This is a genomic window from Streptomyces sp. NBC_00557 (genome assembly GCF_036345995.1).
Classification (GTDB): Bacteria; Actinomycetota; Actinomycetes; order Streptomycetales; family Streptomycetaceae; genus Streptomyces.
Genome location: NZ_CP107796.1, coordinates 3,558,872 through 3,575,461 on the forward strand (window position 1 = coordinate 3,558,872; position 16,590 = coordinate 3,575,461).

Consider the following 16,590-nt stretch of genomic DNA (forward strand, 5'->3'; position numbering starts at 1 on the left):
TGCGTGTGCCACCCTGTTGCGCGCAACAACAGGCAACGGGAGGGGAGTACGCGTGGCCGCGCCACTGCAGCTGACTCGGATACACCGCGTTCTCATCGGCGTGGTCGTGACCGGCGCCTTGATCATCGCCGGTATCGGTTTCGCCGGCTCGTACGCGGCCGTCCGTGAGCTGGCCATCAAGAAGGGCTTCGGGAACTTCTCGTACGTGTTCCCGGTGGGCATCGACGCGGGTATCTGCGTGCTGCTCGCCCTGGACCTGCTCCTGACCTGGATCCGTATCCCCTTCCCGCTGCTGCGGCAGACGGCGTGGCTGCTGACGGCGGCGACGATCGCGTTCAACGGCGCCGCGGCCTGGCCGGATCCGCTGGGTGTGGGCATGCACGCGGTGATTCCGGTGCTGTTCGTGGTGGCGGTGGAGGCGGCGCGGCACGCGATCGGCCGGATCGCCGACATCACGGCGGACAAGCACATGGAGGGGGTGCGGCTGACCCGGTGGCTGCTGTCGCCGGTGCCGACGTTCCTGCTGTGGCGTCGTATGAAGCTGTGGGAGCTGCGGTCGTACGACCAGGTGATCAAGCTGGAGCAGGAGCGTCTGGTGTATCAGGCGAGGCTGCGGTCCCGGTTCGGCCGTGCGTGGCGCAGGAAGGCTCCGGTGGAGTCGCTGATGCCGCTGCGGCTGGCGCGGTACGGCGTTCCGCTGGCGGAGACGGCTCCGGCGGGTCTGGCCGCGGCGGGCATCGAGCCGAGTCTGGTACCGGCGGTGGCGCAGGGCGGTGGCGCGGTGCCCGCCCAGCAGCGGCCGGTGTCCGCCGGGGAGCAGCGTCCGGAGCTGCCGGGCCAGTACGCCGGGCAGCCGGAGGAGGTTCCGGTGGACGAGGCGAGCCCGTGGTTCCAGGCGCCGCGCGAGGTGGAGTACCACGGGGGCTACGACCCGACGTACGACCCGATGATGCAGGAGCCTCAGTACGCTCCGGAGGAGCAGTACGAGGAGTGGTACGAGGATCAGCCGGCGGAGCAGTTCCAGCAGCCCTCTCCGGAGGAGACGGGCAGCTTCCCGATTCCGGTGGGCCCGAACCGCACCCGCGAGCTGGGCGAGGGCGGGGGCACGCCGGAGCCGGATCCGACGGAGGACGACTACTACCAGGTCTTCCGGAAGTCGATCGACGGCAGCTTCCCGACGCCGCACCAGTTCAGCGAGGCGGTGGAGGCGACGTACGGGCAGACGCTCGCGCCGCGTGACGCGGACCGCATGGTCAAGCGTTTCACCAACCGCTTCAACGCGGAGCTGGAGGAGAACCACATCGCGTAGCGGCGCGAACGGAACGGAATGAAGAGGGGGCCCTCCGCCGGGAGGGCCCCTTCTTCGTGTTCTTCTTACGCGGTTTCCTACGGCGTTCTTACTCGCCGAGCAGCTTGCGGACCCGTTCCTGTCCCACCGCGAGCAGCAGGGTGGGCAGCCGGGGCCCGGTGTCGCGGCCGACGAGCAGGTGGTAGAGCAGGGCGAAGAAGGACCGCTGGGCGGTCTTGATCTCGGGCGGCAGTTCCTTCGGCGTGGCGTCGGCGGGGAAGCCGGCCTGGACCTTGGGGACGCCGTAGACGAGGTGGGTCAGTCCGTCGAGGGACCAGTGGTCGGCGAGGCCGTCGAGGAGGAGCCGTACGGACTGCTGGGAGGCCTCGTCGAGGGACTTCAGCAGTTCCACGTCGGGTTCGTCGCGGACGATGGTGCGCTGGTCGGCGGGGACGTGGGTGTTGATCCAGGCCTCGGCCTTGTCGTACCGGGGCCGTGCCTCGTCCAGGGAGGCGAGGGGCTGCTCCGGGTCGAGCTCGGAGAGGATCCGCAGGGCCTGGTCCTCGTGGCCGGCGGTGATGTCGGCGACGGAGGCGAGGGTGCGGTACGGCAGCGGGCGCGGCGTCTTGGGCAGCTCACCGGTGGCGGTGCCGACCGCGCGGGTGTAGGCGGCGACGTCGCCGGGCAGCGCGGAGCCGTCGGCGACCTTGGCGGCGAGCTTGTCCCACTCGTCGTAGAGCCGCTGGATCTCCTGGTCGAAGGCGATCTTGAAGGACTGGTTGGGCTTGCGGCGGGCGTAGAGCCAGCGGATGAGCTGCGGCTCCATGATCTTCAGCGCGTCGGCCGGGGTGGGGACACCGCCACGGGAGGAGGACATCTTCGCCATGCCGCTGATGCCGACGAAGGCGTACATGGGCCCGATGGGCTGCTTGCCGCCGAAGATGGGCACGATCTGGCCGCCGACCTGGTACGACGAGCCCGGCGAGGAGTGGTCGACGCCGCTCGGCTCGAAGATCACGCCCTCGTACGCCCAGCGCATCGGCCAGTCGACCTTCCAGACCAGCTTGCCGCGGTTGAACTCGCTGAGCCGGACGGTCTCGGCGAAGCCGCAGGCGGTGCAGGTGTACGACAGCTCGGTGGAGTCGTCGTCGTAGGAGGTGACGGTCGTCAGGTCCTTCTCGCAGTTGCCGCAGTACGGCTTGTACGGGAAGTAGCCGGCGGAGCCGGAGGAGCCGTCGTCCTCGCCGGCCGCGCCGGAGCCCTCCTCGGCCTCCAGCTCGGCCTCGTCGACGGGCTTCTGCTGCTGCTTCTTGGGGGCCTTCTTGGTGCGGTACTGGGCGAGGATCGCGTCGATCTCGTTCCGGTGCTTCATGGCGTGCAGGATCTGCTCGCGGTAGGCGCCGGAGGTGTACTGCGCGGTCTGGCTGATGCCGTCGAACTCGACGCCCAGCTCGGCCAGCGAGGCGATCATCGCGGCCTTGAAGTGCTCCGCCCAGTTCGGGTACTGCGACCCGTGCGGCGCGGGCACCGAGGTCAGCGGCTTGCCGATGTGCTCGGCCCAGGTCTCGTCGATGCCCTCGACACCGGCCGGGACCTTGCGGTAGCGGTCGTAGTCGTCCCAGGAGATCAGGTGCCGGACCTGGTGTCCGCGGCGGCGGATCTCGTCGGCGACGAGGTGCGGGGTCATGACCTCGCGGAGGTTGCCCAGGTGGATGGGGCCGGACGGGGAGAGTCCGGACGCGACGACGACCGGTTTGCCCGGGGCCCGGCGCTCCGACTCCTCGATGACCTCATCCGCGAAACGGGAGACCCAGTCGGTGGTCTCGGTGCTCTGAGCCACGATCGGCACGTCCTTCTTTCTGAACGGGGCGGCACTCCGTCTGATCCGGGTGCCACTCCATTCTCACAGACCGGGATGCGACGACGAAAACGGCTTTACCTGCCATGGGATACTGAGTGGGTCTATCCATCCCACGAGGAGAACGGCACCCATTCCTATGGCCTCGGTCACGTCCCTCAGCGACAGCGTCCAGCAGCACCTCGCGTCCGCCCTCTCGGCCACCCTGCCCGAGGCCGCCGGCGCGGACCCGCTGCTGCGACGAAGCGACCGGGCCGACTTCCAGGCCAACGGCATCCTGGCGCTGGCCAAGAAGGCGAAGGCGAACCCTCGGGAGCTGGCGACGCAGGTCGTGTCCCGTGTGGTGACGGGCGACGAGCTGATCAAGGACGTCGAGGTCTCCGGCCCCGGCTTCCTGAACATCACGATCGCGGACCGGGCGATCACCGGGAACCTGGCCGCGCGGTACGCGGACGAGTCGGGCCGCCTCGGCGTGCCGACCGCCCCGGACCCGGGCACGACGGTGATCGACTACGCGCAGCCGAACGTGGCGAAGGAGATGCACGTCGGCCATCTGCGGTCGGCGGTCATCGGCGACTCGGTGGTCCAGCTGCTGGAGTTCACCGGCGAGAACGTGATCCGCCGGCACCACATCGGCGACTGGGGCACCCAGTTCGGCATGCTGATCCAGTACCTGGACGAGCACCCGCACGAGCTGGACCACAAGGACGCCCGGGTCACCGGCGAGGAGGCGATGTCCAACCTGGACCGCCTCTACAAGGCGGCGCGGAAGAAGTTCGACTCGGACGAGGAGTTCAGGACGCGCGCCCGGCGCCGGGTGGTCGACCTCCAGGCGGGTGACCCGCACACGCTGGCCATGTGGCAGAAGTTCGTGGACGAGTCGAAGATCTACTTCTTCTCCGTCTTCGAGAAGCTGGACATGGAGATCCGGGATCCGGACATCGTCGGCGAGTCGGGGTACAACGACATGCTGGCGGAGACCTGCCGCCTGCTGGAGGAGTCCGGCGTCGCCGTGCGCAGCGAAGGCGCCCTGTGCGTGTTCTTCGACGACATCAAGGGCCCGGACGGCAACCCGGTCCCGCTGATCGTCCAGAAGTCGGACGGCGGCTACGGCTACGCGGCCACCGACCTGTCGGCGATCCGCGACCGCGTCTTCAACCTGAAGGCGAACACGCTGCTGTACGTGGTGGACGCCCGCCAGGCGCTGCACTTCAAGATGGTCTTCGAGACCGCGCGGCGGGCCGGCTGGCTGAACGAGGACGTCAAGGCGCACCAGCTGGCGTTCGGCACGGTCCTCGGCAAGGACGGCAAGCCGTTCAAGACGCGTGAGGGCGAGACGGTCCGGCTGGTGGACCTGCTGGACGAGGCGATCGAGCGCGCCTCGGCCGTCGTACGGGAGAAGGCCCAGGACCTGTCCGAGGAGGAGATCGCCGAGCGGGGCGCCCAGGTGGGCATCGGCGCGGTGAAGTACGCGGACCTGTCGACGTCGGCGAACCGGGACTACAAGTTCGACCTGGACCAGATGGTCTCGCTGAACGGCGACACGAGCGTGTACCTGCAGTACGCGTACGCCCGTATCCGGTCCATCCTGCGCAAGGCCGGCGAGACCCGCCCGGCCGCGCACCCGGAGCTGGCGCTGACGGACGCCGAGCGCGCCCTCGGTCTGCACGTGGACGCCTTCGCGGAGACGGTCACGGAGGCGGCGGCGGAGTACGCCCCGCACAAGCTGGCCGCGTACCTGTACCAGCTGGCGTCGCTGTACACGTCGTTCTACGACAAGTGCCCGGTGCTGAAGGCCGAGACGCCGGCCCAGGTCGAGAACCGTCTCTTCCTGTGCGACATCACGGCCCGCACCCTGCACCAGGGGATGGCGCTGCTGGGCATCAGGACGCCCGAGAAGCTGTGACCGGCAGCCCTTAGAGTCTGCGGAGACCGTCTCCGCAGACTCTGAGGGAGCCCGATGTCCGAGCGAGTCCCTGATCCCGCCACCGCCCATTTCGGCCGGGACGGCATGCGCCGGTTCACGGTGCCGGCCTCCCACGGCGTCCAGCTGCCCGAGGCGACCCGGGCGGAGCTGGCGGAGACCGGGGTTCCGCTGCACGTGCAGCCGTACTTCACGGCGGCCGGTGACACCGACGACCCGACCCTGGGGCTCACCGCCCGGCACCAGGGGCTGCCCGCGCCCGCCGACGGACGGGAGAACTGGCTGCGGATCGGCGGCGACCCGCTGGCCCATCTGTGCGTGCGCCCGGACAGCGCGGTGCAGGCGGTGTTCCTGGGACTCGGCGAGGACGACCTGTTCGTCAGCTCGGACGTGGGGGCGTTCACCGCCTCGCTGGCCGCCCTGGACCGCCGTATGCCGGTGATCGCCGCCTCGACCAGTCTGCCGGTGGCGGCGGCCGCGTTCCGCGAACTCAACGCCGAGCTGCGGCAGATCGACGCCGCCGCGTTCGAGGACCGGGAGAGCTGGTGGCCGAGGGTGCTGGACGACGTGCGGCACACCCTCAACTTCCCGTTCTCCTCCGCCTTCGAGTACGTCGACGCGTCCGGTGCCAAGCAGATCGTCACCGAGGCGACCGGGCCGGGCCGCCCGCATCCCGAGGAACTGGTCTGGCAGCGCCTGCACGCGCAGGGGGTGGCCCCGGAGCAGGTCCGCCGCGTCTACTGCGAACTGGAGCCCTGCATGATGCCGGGCCACTACTGCGCGGTCTGGCTGCAGGCCACCTTCCCGCACGCGGAGTTCACGCACAGCTTCGACTACGGCGACACGGCGGACTCCCGCGAAGAAGGACTCAAGGAGTTGATCACGTACGCGGCGAAGCAGGCGGGCCGCCGGTGACCGAGGCACAGAAGTGGTCCCGCCCGGCAGCGGGCCGCGAACCGGCCGCCGCCGCACTGCTGTCCTGGCTGGCCGATCCGCAGACCCCGCGCCTGTGTGTCGTCACGGGCAGCGCGGGATGTGTCTGGCGCAGGGTGCGCGGCGACATCCGCCCGCCGTGGCCGGGACCGGCACGCGCGCTGTCGTCGGGGCGCGGGCACCTGGCGGGCAAGCTGGTCGTGGCCGACCACCAGGGCACGGTCCGCCTGCTGGACGAGGCGAACGCGACGCCGTCCGGCCGGCTGCCCGAGCCGGTGGCGGGGGTGCGCGCGGTGGCCGCCGTACCCGAGGGCGACGTCCTGATCCTGGACGCGGAGGGCCGGCTGCACACCAGGCGCAGTCCGGCGGCACCGAGGGCGACGGGCCTGGCGGCGCTGCTGGAGGACGGTCCGACGCCGCTGGACCGGCTGGTGGAGGCGGCCCGGAGGCAACTCGACGGCTCGGCACGGGCGTTGGCGTGCACGGAGGACCTGCTGGCGGTGGGCGACGCGACGGGCCGGGTGCACGTGGTCTCGGAGACCGAGGGTGAGCCGGGGCCGCTGACGGCACGCCTGCACGAGGGCGAGGTGGCGGCCGTGGCAGCGCTGCGCCTCGAGATGCCCGACGACGCGCCGGGCATCCCCCTGGTCTACAGCGGCGGTTACGACGGCACGGTGCGGGCGTGGGGCCCCGGCGCCGAGCCGCTCGCCACCCCCGTCCGGTCCCGGCCGTGCCCGGTGACGGCGCTGGCCGCGGCGTCCGCGGATGCCGGCCCGGTGCTGGCAGTCGCCTGGGCGGACGGCCTGGTGGAACACGAGACGCTGGAGGAGGGCGGCCAGGTCCGCACCTTCTGGTCCGGCGCCCCGGTGCACTCGCTCGCGCTGACCGGGGCCGGCCATCTGCTGATCGGCACGGATGAGACGCTGGCCTGTCTGGCGCTCGCATGAAGTTCGCCGTCTCCTCGCATGAAGTACTGGAATCCTTCGGACTGACGGGAGTCGTGTACTTTCCGAGGTCTGACTCTGCAGACAACTTGCTTGACGATCGGACGACGCTGTTTCTCAGCCAAGTCGGACTGCCGCACACCCGTTGGTTCACGTCCAAAGCGAGCCTCAGCCAGGGTGAATCGGTCAGCCTGGCCGAATGGTTCCGCCCCGAGGACGGAGTACTTCCCGAGGAATGCAGCGGTTGGCTCGTACTGGCTCACTTCGCTGCGTCCCTGCTCGCGCTGGACCCCAAAAGCGGCAAGGTCTACGCATTCGGAGAAGGCGATCCACTGGAGTCCTACACCGAGCTCCACAGGCACGTCGAGTCGCTCGTCTATTCCCTGCACCTGTTCCAACAGTTCCTGAAGCAGGAGCGAGGAGACGACGACGAGCTGGAAGCCCGCGTTGACCATCTTCGCTCCCGGATCAGTAAATTCGACGCCGCACCGTTCAACGACGGCAATTCGCAATGGAGTCTGGTCCTGGAAGAGGTCTTCGACGGAACCTGGTAGGCAGGCCGGCCCTCGGGGCATGCACTCGCCAGGGTGAGGGGGTAGCGGGCGAGGCCGTCCGTGTTGGGACCGTCCGCCCCGACGATCGTCGCGTGGGGGCCGTCGGGGCGGTGGGTGCCGACCGTCGGGGGGGCTACCGGCACGCCGCCGCCAGCTCTAACCCTGCGCCTGCCCCCGGGGATCCCGTTGGTCTACAGCGGCGGCTTCGACGGCACGGTACGGGCCTGGGGTCCCGGAGCGGACCCGCTCGCGTCCCTGTCCCATCGCGGTCGTGCCCGGTGACGGACCCGGCAGCGACGACCACCGCGGACGGGCTGATGCTGGCCATCGGCTGGGCGGACGCGTGCACCTGAGGCCGGCCTGAGAACCACCCCATCGGTGTGGTGTCACAGTCATGCCATAGAGAGGTGAGCCGTTCTTGGGCCCCAACGGCCCCCGCCCGCTAGGGTTTTATTACTTATCTGACGACCGGTAGGACGAGGGGGCGTCACGGGGGATGGGCTACACGATTCCGGGCTGGCTTGGCGCACAAGGCGGTGGAGCAGATCCTCGCCTCGTCCAAGGGCTGGGCCGTCCACTCGATGCAGACCCACTGGAACCAGGTCAAGGCCGGCCACCTGGACAAGATCCCGGAACTGGCCCGCCTGTTCGCCGACGCCCTGGACGTGGTCGCGGACGTGATCTTCGGGATGAAGACCAAGGCGGAGGCCGAACTCGCTATCATGGCGGGCTCGGTGGGCCTGTCGATCGGCGCGGCCTTCCTCACCGGCGGTCTGTCCGCCGTGCTCGGCGCGGCGGAGGTCACCGCCATGCGCCAGCTGGTGAAACGCATCATCGACGAGGCTGCCGACCAGATCGTGAACAAGCTGATCGCCAAGGTCAGCGAGCCGGTCAACGCCAAGCTGGAGGCGATGACCGAGGACGCGGTGCTGAACCTGGCGGAGGACGCTTTCCCCCTCCCACCGGATCCGACCGGCGGGGGCGGTGGCGGAGCGGGTGGTGGCGCGGACGGCGGGCACGGCCACGGCCACGGCCACGGCCACGGCGGCATGAAGCTGGCCTCGGCGGGGATCCGGAGCCGATGGCATGGAACTGGCCTCCGCGTCCGGCGGTTGCACGGGAGGCGACCTCCACATCGACCACGAGGAGTTCGAGAGCGGCGCCGGTCCTTCCACGGCAGCGAACTCCACGCGAACAGCGCCGCCCCGCTGGGCAGAGCCAAGGGCCTGTTCGGTCGCACCAGGGGCAAGGACGCCTTCACCCACGGCCATGAAGGCCGCGCGTGGTAAGTGAGGCTGGTAAGTGCTCTTCAGTGTTGATCCTGACGCCTTGGCAGACGTCAGCCTTGTGGACGAGGTCAAGCGTCTTCCGGAGGACACAGCCCGTAGGTACGGCTTCTCCGGAGACACCCTGGACTTCCTGGTGCGAACAGGGCTGCCGTCCTCCGACGCGTACGACCTGTGGTTCGGGCCGCCTCAGGACTTCGACCCGGACTTCGTCTGGGACTTCGAGACACTGGCGGCCAAGGGCTGGGTCAATCCCGATGCGGCTCAGACGGTCGTGAAACTCGGTGGCTTCCTCACCAACTCGGTCGCGGCCGACCCGAGGTCCGGTCTGGTCTATCAGTACACCGAGGGCACAAAGCAGGTTGTTCCCCTCCACGGAGATGTCTCTTCGCTCGCTCACACCGTGCTCGCATTTCTCGGCTGCATCGAGTCCTACACACCGTCGGACGACGACGAGTACGACGACGCTCGCCGACGACGCGAAGTCGAGGTGCTGATGGCCGACATCCGGCGAATCGACCCGTTGCCCTTCGCGCACGAGCAGAGCACATGGAACGAACTCTTCGAGAACCTCTGGATGGGGATCTACACCTGAACAACTCAGCGACTCCCACGAGCTGCGCAGTGAGCAGCGGCGACGTCATCCGCCTGTTCGGCTTGGGCGGCATGAACTACTACCCCCAGTACACCGACGGTGAACTCGACCCCTCGACCGCCGAGTTCCTCGCCAGTGCAGGCCTGCCCACCGACCGCACCTTTGCCTCACGCGCGGAACCGGAGAGCGGCTTCCCCACGCCCAACGAACTGGGCCCGCTGTTCGATCGCCGGGGCCAGGCGTGCCCGCCGGAACGGCGCCATTGGCCGGTACTCGGTTACCTCGTCACGGCTTTGGTCGTCCTCGACCCCAGGACCGGAACGGTCCATGTCTACCCCGAGGGTGAAGTGGAGAGCCAGCTACTCCACCGCGACATCGAGTCGTTCGTCTTCACACTGTGCGCCTTCCGTGAGCTCATCGACGCCTGCACCGAGGACGAGGACCGGGTGGAGGAGTCCGCCTACCAGTTCCGGCAGACTGTCACCGCCATGGACCCCACCCCTCTCGCCGACGAGGAGACCGAGTGGAACCGTCTTCTCGACGAGGTCCTGGAAGGTATGTGGTGAGGAGCGCGGAGTGGAATCGCTGCTCTTCAGCCTCATCGAGTTCCGAAAGCTGGAAGTCGACCACGAGAACAACGTCGACCCTGCGGAACTCACCGAACGTTTCAGGCAAGTGGTCGGGGCCTTCGATCCCACGCCGTTCGCCGAAAAGGAGTCGCAGTGGAATCTGTCGCTCGAGGAAGTAGAGCACGGGATCTGGTAGGACCGCTGCGGTGAAGAATCCACGCCCGCTCATCGGGCTGTCACTCCCCGAAACCGTCCTGAGCCCCTGGAAGCCCCCCGTCTGGGAACAGACCGCGGCGGAAGTGGTGAAGGCGCTCGCCGACCGGGACCAGCAGCAAGCGGCTCGGGAGCGACTGGCCGCGCTCGCACCGTCGGTGGTGGTGGGCCTTCTGATCACGGAGCTGTCGGACACGGCATCACCCGTACCGCCGTGGGAGATACAGACGGTGCTGTCGAAACGGATCGGGCCGGCCGCCTACGACGAGGTGCTGGCCGCCCTCGCCGCCGCACCGGACGAGGAATCGCGGCGCCGCCTGAGCGGAGCCTTCTCGAGGTTCGGTACGGTCGACCGCTATCTCGAAGCGCTGAGTCACCCTTCCGCGTCCGTACGCCAGTCCGCGGCCTTCGGCATCCAGTCCGCCTGCTCGGTGGCCTACGGCAGGGAGCCGAACCCCGGCGTGGACTACGGCCGCGTGATCGACGCACTGATCCCGCTGCTCGCCGATCCGGACCCAGAGGTGGCCCAGCGGGTGATGTGGGTCCTGACCATGCTGGGCCCGGGTGTCGTCGAACCTCTGCGCCGGGTGCGCGCCCATGGACCAGGCCGGCTCCGGGCACGCGCGCTCTCCGTGCTCGCTGCCGTCGGCGGCGAGGAGGCGCTGTCGGCGGCCGACCGCGCCGCCGTCGAGCGGCTCATCCGTGTCAAGCTGCCGTACGACCAGGCCCGTCCCCTGGACGCCTGCTTCACGTCCTGGATCGCCGTCCCCGGCGGCGATCAGCAAGGAATCGTGGACGTGCTCGAACTCTTCGACACGCGCCCCGCCACGTTCGCGCTGGGCCTCAGCGTCGGCGCCCACGACAGCCACGACGGCGCCGAATACGGCAGGGTCTACGTCACCCCGGAAGTCGACGGCTGGACGCTGGTCCTCGGCCCTTGGTGCAACCCCGTCGACCCGGAGCGCGCCGAGGACGTGCTGCGCGTCGTCACCGAACTGAGCCGCCGCTACGGCCGGGCCCAGGCGTACTACTTCGGCGAACAGGGCGGCGGTTCCGGCTGGCTCGTCGCGGCGGACGGCGACGTCGTACGTCGCTGCCGCGGCTCCTGGGACAAGGACGACGCGCGGTACACGCTGGGCCCGCCCCTGCCGGAAGAGCGCGCCGCCTGCGTCGAGGAAGGCGTCACGCCGGTGGGCGACGAGCCCGCTGACGGCGACGAGAACGAGGAGTGGGCGGACTTCGCCCCGTACCTCGCGCCGGAGCTGGCACGCCGGCTGGGCGTCAGTCCCTTCGACCTGGGCCCGGACACCACCGTACGGGGAGCCGGGCTCGTGGCCCTCACCCCGTACGCGCGGGAGCACGGAAAGCCGAGCACGGGGGCGTACGCCATCTGACCGCGGTCCGTCAGCCGGTGGGCGCCTCCGGATCCTCCGCGTTCTCCGTGGCAAGCTCCCCCGCACGACGGGCCAGCGCCCGGCGTACGGCGTCCGGGGTGAGGACGCGCAGGGGCGTGCCCAGGGTGAGGAGGTAGCGGGCGAGGCCGTCCGGGTCGGGGCCGCCCACGTCGACGACGGTCGCGTCGGGGCCGTCGGGGCGGTGGGTGCCGACCGTGGGTGGGATCAGCCGCAGAGCCTCGTTCAGGGGGAGGGGGAGGCGGATGGTCGCCGAGAGGGGGTAGGGGCCGTTCGCGATGTTGCGGGAGACCAGGTGGGCCGGGTCCGGTGGGTCGGTGAGGTCCGCCGGGTGGGCGGTGGGCTGGAGGCGGTCCACCCGGTCGGCGCGGAAGGTGCGCCATTGGGCGCGGGCGACGTCCCGTGCGACGAAGTACCAGCGGCGGCCCGTGTGGACGAGCCGGTACGGGTCCACGTCCCTGGTCGTGCTCCTGCCCTCCCCGTCGGTGTACGACAGCCGGGCGCGGCGTCCTTCCCGGCAGGCGACGGCCAGCTCCAGCAGCAGGCCGGGGCGGATGTGCGGTGTGTCGGTCCCGTCCGTCCCCGGGAGGCGTACGAAGGCGTCGTCCAGGTCGCCGAGGCGGTCCGCGATGTGCCGGGGCAGTACCTGCCGCAGCTTCAGCAGCGCCGAGAGGGCCGCCTGGTCGCCGCCGAGCGCGCCGCTCAGTGCGGCTCCGCGCAGACCGACCGCCACGGCCAGGGCTTCCTCGTCGTCCAGGATCAGCGGCGGCACGCGGGATCCGGCGCGCAGGCGGTAGCCGCCCCAGGGGCCGGCCTCCGAGTCGACCGAGTAGCCGAGGTCCCGGAGCCGCGCTATGTCCCGGCGGACCGTGCGGTCGGTGACCTCCATGCGCTCGGCCAGCTCCGTGCAGGTCCAGGAAGGGCGGGCGGACAGCAGGGACAGCAGGCGCAGGAGGCGGGCGGAGGAGCTCAGCACGGCGGGAAGTCTGTCAGAGGCCGGTGCGCGACCAGGACCGGAACTGTCCTGGTCATGTCCTACCGTCCTCCCCATGACCGCAGAGACCACGATCACAGAAACCTCGTCCACCCCCGCGTTCCGTTTCGCCGCCGTCACCTTCGACTGCGCCGATCCCGCCGAAATGGCGCGCTTCTACAGCGAGTTGCTCGGCATGTCCGTCGCCTTCTCCAGCGACGACTTCGTCTTCCTCGGCAAGGAGGGTTCGACCGGCCTGGGCTTCAACCGCCTCGCCGACTACCGCCGGCCCACCTGGCCGGACCCGGCCCAGGAGAAGCAGGCCCACATCGAGCTGGGCGTGGACGACCTGGACGCCGCGGAGAAGCGGCTGCTCGAACTGGGTGCGGAGAAGCCGGAGTTCCAGCCGGGCGGGGACCGGTGGCGGGTGCTGCTGGATCCGGCCGGGCACCCGTTCTGCATCACGACGCTCGTCTGAGACTCCGGTTTCCGATGCGCGCCCCTCTCAGTTCCTGACGAGCGCCCCCTGCACCGGCTCGCGGCCGGGGCGGGGGCGCCGGCGGTTGCCGCGCGGGGGGCGCTGGGGCCACAGCAGGACGTACGCCGCCGAGCCCAGGCAGAACGTCAGGCGGATGAAGCCCCGGGTGGCGTCCGACGGGATCAGCAGGGCGCTGCCGTACAGGGAGATGAGCGCGATCCAGCTGACCCACGGAACCAGGCGGCGCTGGCCGATCGAGTCCCAGATCAGGGTGCCCAGCAGGACCGAGGCGTTGTAGTACGTGTACACGCTGGGGTCGAGGAGGATGCGGGCGTCGGCTGCCAGGAACACCACCGCCGGCCAGCGGCCGCGCCGTACCGCCAGCGCGCCCAGGCCCATGCCGAGGGCCATCTGGGCGGGGCGGTCCCACCAGGGGGTCTGGGGGTCGTCGACGCCGAACCAGCGCAGGGAGGACGCCGGCTGGTTGGGGATCGTGAAGCGGGCCGCGTGCAGGGTCTCCAGATGCGTCAGGTAGAAGGGCAGCCAGGCCACCGCCACCAGGCCGAACGTCCAGGCCGCGGCGCGCAGGCGGGCCGGGCGGGGCAGGGCGAGCAGCAGCGGCAGGAAGCCTACGGCCCAGGGCTTGGAGTCGACCGCGAGGGCCAGGAGAACGCCCACCGCCGTGGCGTTGCCCCGGACCAGCGCGCGGACGGCGAGCGTGGTGAAGAACAGGGCGAGGACGTCGTCGAGGTGGGCGAAGCGGACCGCGACCTCGACCCACATGGGGATGAAGGCGGCTCCGGCGACCAGGACGCGTTGCTGGAGGCGTCTGTGGTTGACGCCGGTGCCGAGGTAGTGGTCGGCGGCGGCGCGGCCGACCAGGACGAGCATGTACAGGCCGAGGCCGGACATGAACGCGTCGGCCAGTTTCTCACCCAGGCCGGCGGGGAACGGTGCGAAGAGCCCTGCGACCAGGAAGCTGACGGGGCCGATCTGCAGTTCGGGATGGTTGGCGTAGAGGGCGAGTCCGCCGCCGTTCGCCAGGCCGAAGAGCAGTTGCTCGCCCTGGCGCAGATAGTGCCAGGACACGGCCGCGTGCCGTTCGGCCACGGCGAACCAGACGGTCGTCCACAGGGTGAGCAGCACGATGTGCCACCGCACCCGGTAACGCCCGATCCGCACGTTCCTCCGTCCTTCCCGTCACGCCGGCCACCGTGTCCCGCCCATCACAACACCACCCGGTAAGAGCGGGTTCGGGCGTCATGGGTTCCTCGGGTGCGGACGGTCAACGGCGTTGTCAGTGGCGGCCTTTACAGTCACGGGTATGGCGACTCTTCCGAACCCGCTGCCCAGGCTGGCCACCGACCCCAGCGGTCGTTCCCTGGGGCTGCGGCTCCCTCCCGGCCGGCTGGTCGACCTGGCGTACGACGGCCCCTGGCACGAACCGCTGCTGTGGCATGCGGAGAAGCCCGCCGCGCCGGGCACGTGGAAGGCACTGGGCGCGCCCGCGGCGCGGGCCGGTCTGCTGCCGGTGCTCATAGACCTGGGCGTGTCCCGGGGGCGGCTGGAGGACTGGGCGCTGCTGCCCGGCGAGACGTCGTATCCGGGTGACCACGACGCCGAGGACGTCCTGGCGGAGTACTGGCAGGAGGAGACGGAGGACGGCGAACTCACCGAGGAGATCGAGCCGTTCGGTGAGGCGTGGCCCGGTCTCGCACCGGCCGGCTCGCTCGCCGCGGACCCGGACACCCGCGCCGCGCAGATCGCCGACGGGCTGGAGGGCGGCCGGGGCGCGGCGATCGAAGAGGGGCACCTCGCCCTGGTGCCGGCGCGCCGGTCCGCGGACATCCCGGCGGCGATCGGCTGGACGGGTCCGGTGAACTACGAGAGCGACGTGGCCCGGATGTGCGCGGTGCTGCGTTCCTGGGAGGACCGCTTCGGCATACGGGTGGTGGCTCTCGGCCTGGACACCCTCGTCGTCTCCGTGGCGGCTCCGCCGGCCACCCAGGAGGACGCCGAGGCGGTGGCGGCGGAGCACTTCGCGTTCTGCCCGGACAATGTGCTCCAGGGCGAGGAGACCACCGTGCGCACGTATGCGAAGGGGCTGGTCGGACGGCCCGTCTGGACCTTCTGGTGGGACTGAGGGCGCACGTCCGTCAGCTCTGCAGGGCCCGCCCCAGCCTGCGCAGCCCCTCCGCGATCTCCTGCGGCGTCTGGGTGACGAAGCACAGGCGCAGGGTGGAGGGGGCGGGGGCGCCCGCGTAGAAGGGCGCGCCGGGCACGTAGGCCACGTTCTGCTCGACCGCGCGGGGCAGCAGGGCGAGGGTGTCGTACGACTCGGGCAGGCGCGCCCAGAGGAACATGCCGCCCTCGGGCCTGTCCCACTGCGAGCCGGGCGGGAGGGCGGCCGGCAGGCCGGCGAGCATGGCGTCCCGGCGTTCGCCGTACACGGCGCGCACCCGCTTCACGTGGGCGTCGAGGACGTCCAGATAGCGGGCGGCTGCGAGCTGGTTGAGCGTCGGGGTGTGCAGGTCGGCGGCCTGCTTGGCCACCGCGCAGGCCCGGCGCAGTTCGGCGGGCGCGCGCAGCCAGCCCAGGCGCAGGCCGGGGGCCATGACCTTGGAGAGGGAGCCGAGGAGCACCGTCCGGTCCTCGGCGCCGGGGAGGGAGGCGATCCAGGGGACGGGCTGGCCGTCGTAGCGGAGTTCGCCGTAGGGGTCGTCCTCGACGATCCACACACCCTCGCGGGCGGCCACGGCGGCGATCTCGGCGCGGCGCGGCGCGGGCATCGTACGGCCGGTGGGGTTCTGGAAGGTGGGGACGAGGTAGAGCAGCTTGGGGCGTTCGCGGCGGATCGCCTGTTCCAGGGCGGCCGGGTCCACGCCGTCCGCGTCACCGGGCACGGGCACGAGGCGCGCGCCCGCGAGGCCGAAGACCTGAAGTGCCGCCAGGTAGCAGGGGCTTTCGACGAGGACGGTGTCGCCGGGTTCGAGCAGGGCGGTCGCCAGGAGGGACAGGGCCTGCTGGGAGCCGGTGGTGACGAGCAGGTCGTCTGCGGTGGTGGGCAGGCCCCGGGCGGTGGCCCGCGCGGCCAGGGCGGCCCGGAGCGTGGGCTCGCCCTCGGTGGTGGAGTACTGCAGCGCCTGCGCCGGGGTCCGCGCGAGGGTCTCCTCGAACGCCGCGGCTATGCCGTCCTTGTCGAACAGCTCCGGCGCCGGAAGCCCGCCCGCGAAGTTGATCATCTCCGGACGTGCGGTGACCGCGAGGATGTCCCGCACCGGCGAGCCGCCCACGGTACGGGCACGCGCGGCGAGCGGCGGGACGGGGGCACGGGCCGGCTCCGCCGGAGCCGGGGCAGACTCGGCGACGGTCCCGGCGGGACTGGGAACCACGGGCTCGGCGCCGGTCTTGGCGCCGCTCGGGTAGGCCGACTCGACGCCGGCGGCACCGGGAATCGGGGCAGCCGCACCAGGACTTGCGGCGGCGCCAGGACTCGGGGCGGCGGGCTCGGTGACGGTCATGGCGCGGCTCTCCTTCGGCTCCGGGGCGGTGTCTCCACCACC

16 protein-coding genes are annotated in these 16,590 nt (G+C 70.8%); 12 read left to right on the forward strand and 4 right to left on the reverse strand.

Going from position 1 to position 16,590, the window contains the following annotated elements; all coding sequences use genetic code 11:
* Positions 1–52 precede the first annotated feature (52 nt).
* Positions 53–1,309, forward strand: coding sequence for a DUF2637 domain-containing protein (locus tag OG956_RS15180; protein WP_330338501.1), 1,257 nt, complete (start codon positions 53–55; stop codon positions 1,307–1,309).
* An 88-nt stretch (positions 1,310–1,397) separates the two neighbouring features.
* Here the strand turns inward: OG956_RS15180 and lysS are convergent, their stop codons facing one another.
* Complete coding sequence (gene lysS / locus OG956_RS15185; protein WP_330338502.1) at positions 1,398–3,137, reverse strand: lysine--tRNA ligase; 1,740 nt, start codon at positions 3,135–3,137, stop codon at positions 1,398–1,400.
* Between the two features lie 148 nt (positions 3,138–3,285).
* Here lysS and argS point away from each other — a divergent pair, with 148 nt between their 5' ends.
* The 9 genes from argS (at position 3,286) to OG956_RS15230 (ending at position 11,558) form a co-directional block, all read left to right on the forward strand.
* Positions 3,286–5,052: an arginine--tRNA ligase gene (argS, locus tag OG956_RS15190; RefSeq protein ID WP_330338503.1), complete on the forward strand. Its 1,767-nt coding sequence runs from the start codon at positions 3,286–3,288 to the stop codon at positions 5,050–5,052.
* Between the two features lie 54 nt (positions 5,053–5,106).
* Positions 5,107–5,985 (forward strand): nucleic acid/nucleotide deaminase domain-containing protein, encoded by an 879-nt coding sequence (locus tag OG956_RS15195; RefSeq protein ID WP_330338504.1) that lies wholly within the window; start codon positions 5,107–5,109, stop codon positions 5,983–5,985.
* A complete protein-coding gene (locus tag OG956_RS15200) occupies positions 5,982–6,950 on the forward strand; it encodes a hypothetical protein (protein WP_330338505.1) in 969 nt (322 codons plus the stop codon). Before OG956_RS15195 ends, OG956_RS15200 begins: the two co-directional genes overlap by 4 nt.
* Entirely contained in the window at positions 6,947–7,501 is a 555-nt protein-coding gene (locus OG956_RS15205; protein WP_330338506.1) for an SUKH-4 family immunity protein, read from the forward strand. Before OG956_RS15200 ends, OG956_RS15205 begins: the two co-directional genes overlap by 4 nt.
* 521 nt (positions 7,502–8,022) lie before the next feature.
* Complete coding sequence (locus OG956_RS15210; RefSeq protein ID WP_330338507.1) at positions 8,023–8,790, forward strand: hypothetical protein; 768 nt, start codon at positions 8,023–8,025, stop codon at positions 8,788–8,790.
* A 40-nt stretch (positions 8,791–8,830) separates the two neighbouring features.
* The gene (locus tag OG956_RS15215) at positions 8,831–9,382 is read left to right on the forward strand and encodes an SUKH-4 family immunity protein (RefSeq protein ID WP_443065561.1); all 552 of its coding nucleotides are present in this window, start codon (positions 8,831–8,833) and stop codon (positions 9,380–9,382) included.
* Between the two features lie 29 nt (positions 9,383–9,411).
* Positions 9,412–9,948: an SUKH-4 family immunity protein gene (locus OG956_RS15220; protein WP_330338509.1), complete on the forward strand. Its 537-nt coding sequence runs from the start codon at positions 9,412–9,414 to the stop codon at positions 9,946–9,948.
* Positions 9,949–9,958: 10 nt separating this feature from the next.
* Positions 9,959–10,147 carry a hypothetical protein gene (locus OG956_RS15225; RefSeq protein ID WP_330338510.1) on the forward strand — a complete coding sequence of 63 codons (189 nt, stop codon included), beginning with the start codon at positions 9,959–9,961 and terminating at the stop codon, positions 10,145–10,147.
* Between the two features lie 10 nt (positions 10,148–10,157).
* Positions 10,158–11,558 (forward strand): HEAT repeat domain-containing protein, encoded by a 1,401-nt coding sequence (locus OG956_RS15230; RefSeq protein WP_330338511.1) that lies wholly within the window; start codon positions 10,158–10,160, stop codon positions 11,556–11,558.
* A gap of 10 nt (positions 11,559–11,568) precedes the next feature.
* On the opposite strand, the gene OG956_RS15235 is transcribed toward OG956_RS15230, so the two are convergent.
* A complete protein-coding gene (locus OG956_RS15235; RefSeq protein WP_330338512.1) occupies positions 11,569–12,552 on the reverse strand; it encodes a helix-turn-helix transcriptional regulator in 984 nt (327 codons plus the stop codon).
* Between the two features lie 73 nt (positions 12,553–12,625).
* Here OG956_RS15235 and OG956_RS15240 point away from each other — a divergent pair, with 73 nt between their 5' ends.
* Positions 12,626–13,027 (forward strand): VOC family protein, encoded by a 402-nt coding sequence (locus OG956_RS15240; RefSeq protein WP_330338513.1) that lies wholly within the window; start codon positions 12,626–12,628, stop codon positions 13,025–13,027.
* 27 nt (positions 13,028–13,054) lie between these two features.
* Here the strand turns inward: OG956_RS15240 and OG956_RS15245 are convergent, their stop codons facing one another.
* Positions 13,055–14,209 carry a hypothetical protein gene (locus OG956_RS15245; protein ID WP_330338514.1) on the reverse strand — a complete coding sequence of 385 codons (1,155 nt, stop codon included), beginning with the start codon at positions 14,207–14,209 and terminating at the stop codon, positions 13,055–13,057.
* A 142-nt stretch (positions 14,210–14,351) separates the two neighbouring features.
* On the opposite strand from OG956_RS15245, the gene OG956_RS15250 reads away from it, so the two are divergent.
* Positions 14,352–15,170 (forward strand): DUF4253 domain-containing protein, encoded by an 819-nt coding sequence (locus OG956_RS15250; protein WP_330338515.1) that lies wholly within the window; start codon positions 14,352–14,354, stop codon positions 15,168–15,170.
* 13 nt (positions 15,171–15,183) lie between these two features.
* Here OG956_RS15250 and OG956_RS15255 read toward each other — a convergent pair whose 3' ends face one another.
* Entirely contained in the window at positions 15,184–16,548 is a 1,365-nt protein-coding gene (locus tag OG956_RS15255; RefSeq protein ID WP_330338516.1) for an aminotransferase-like domain-containing protein, read from the reverse strand.
* Positions 16,549–16,590 lie beyond the last annotated feature (42 nt).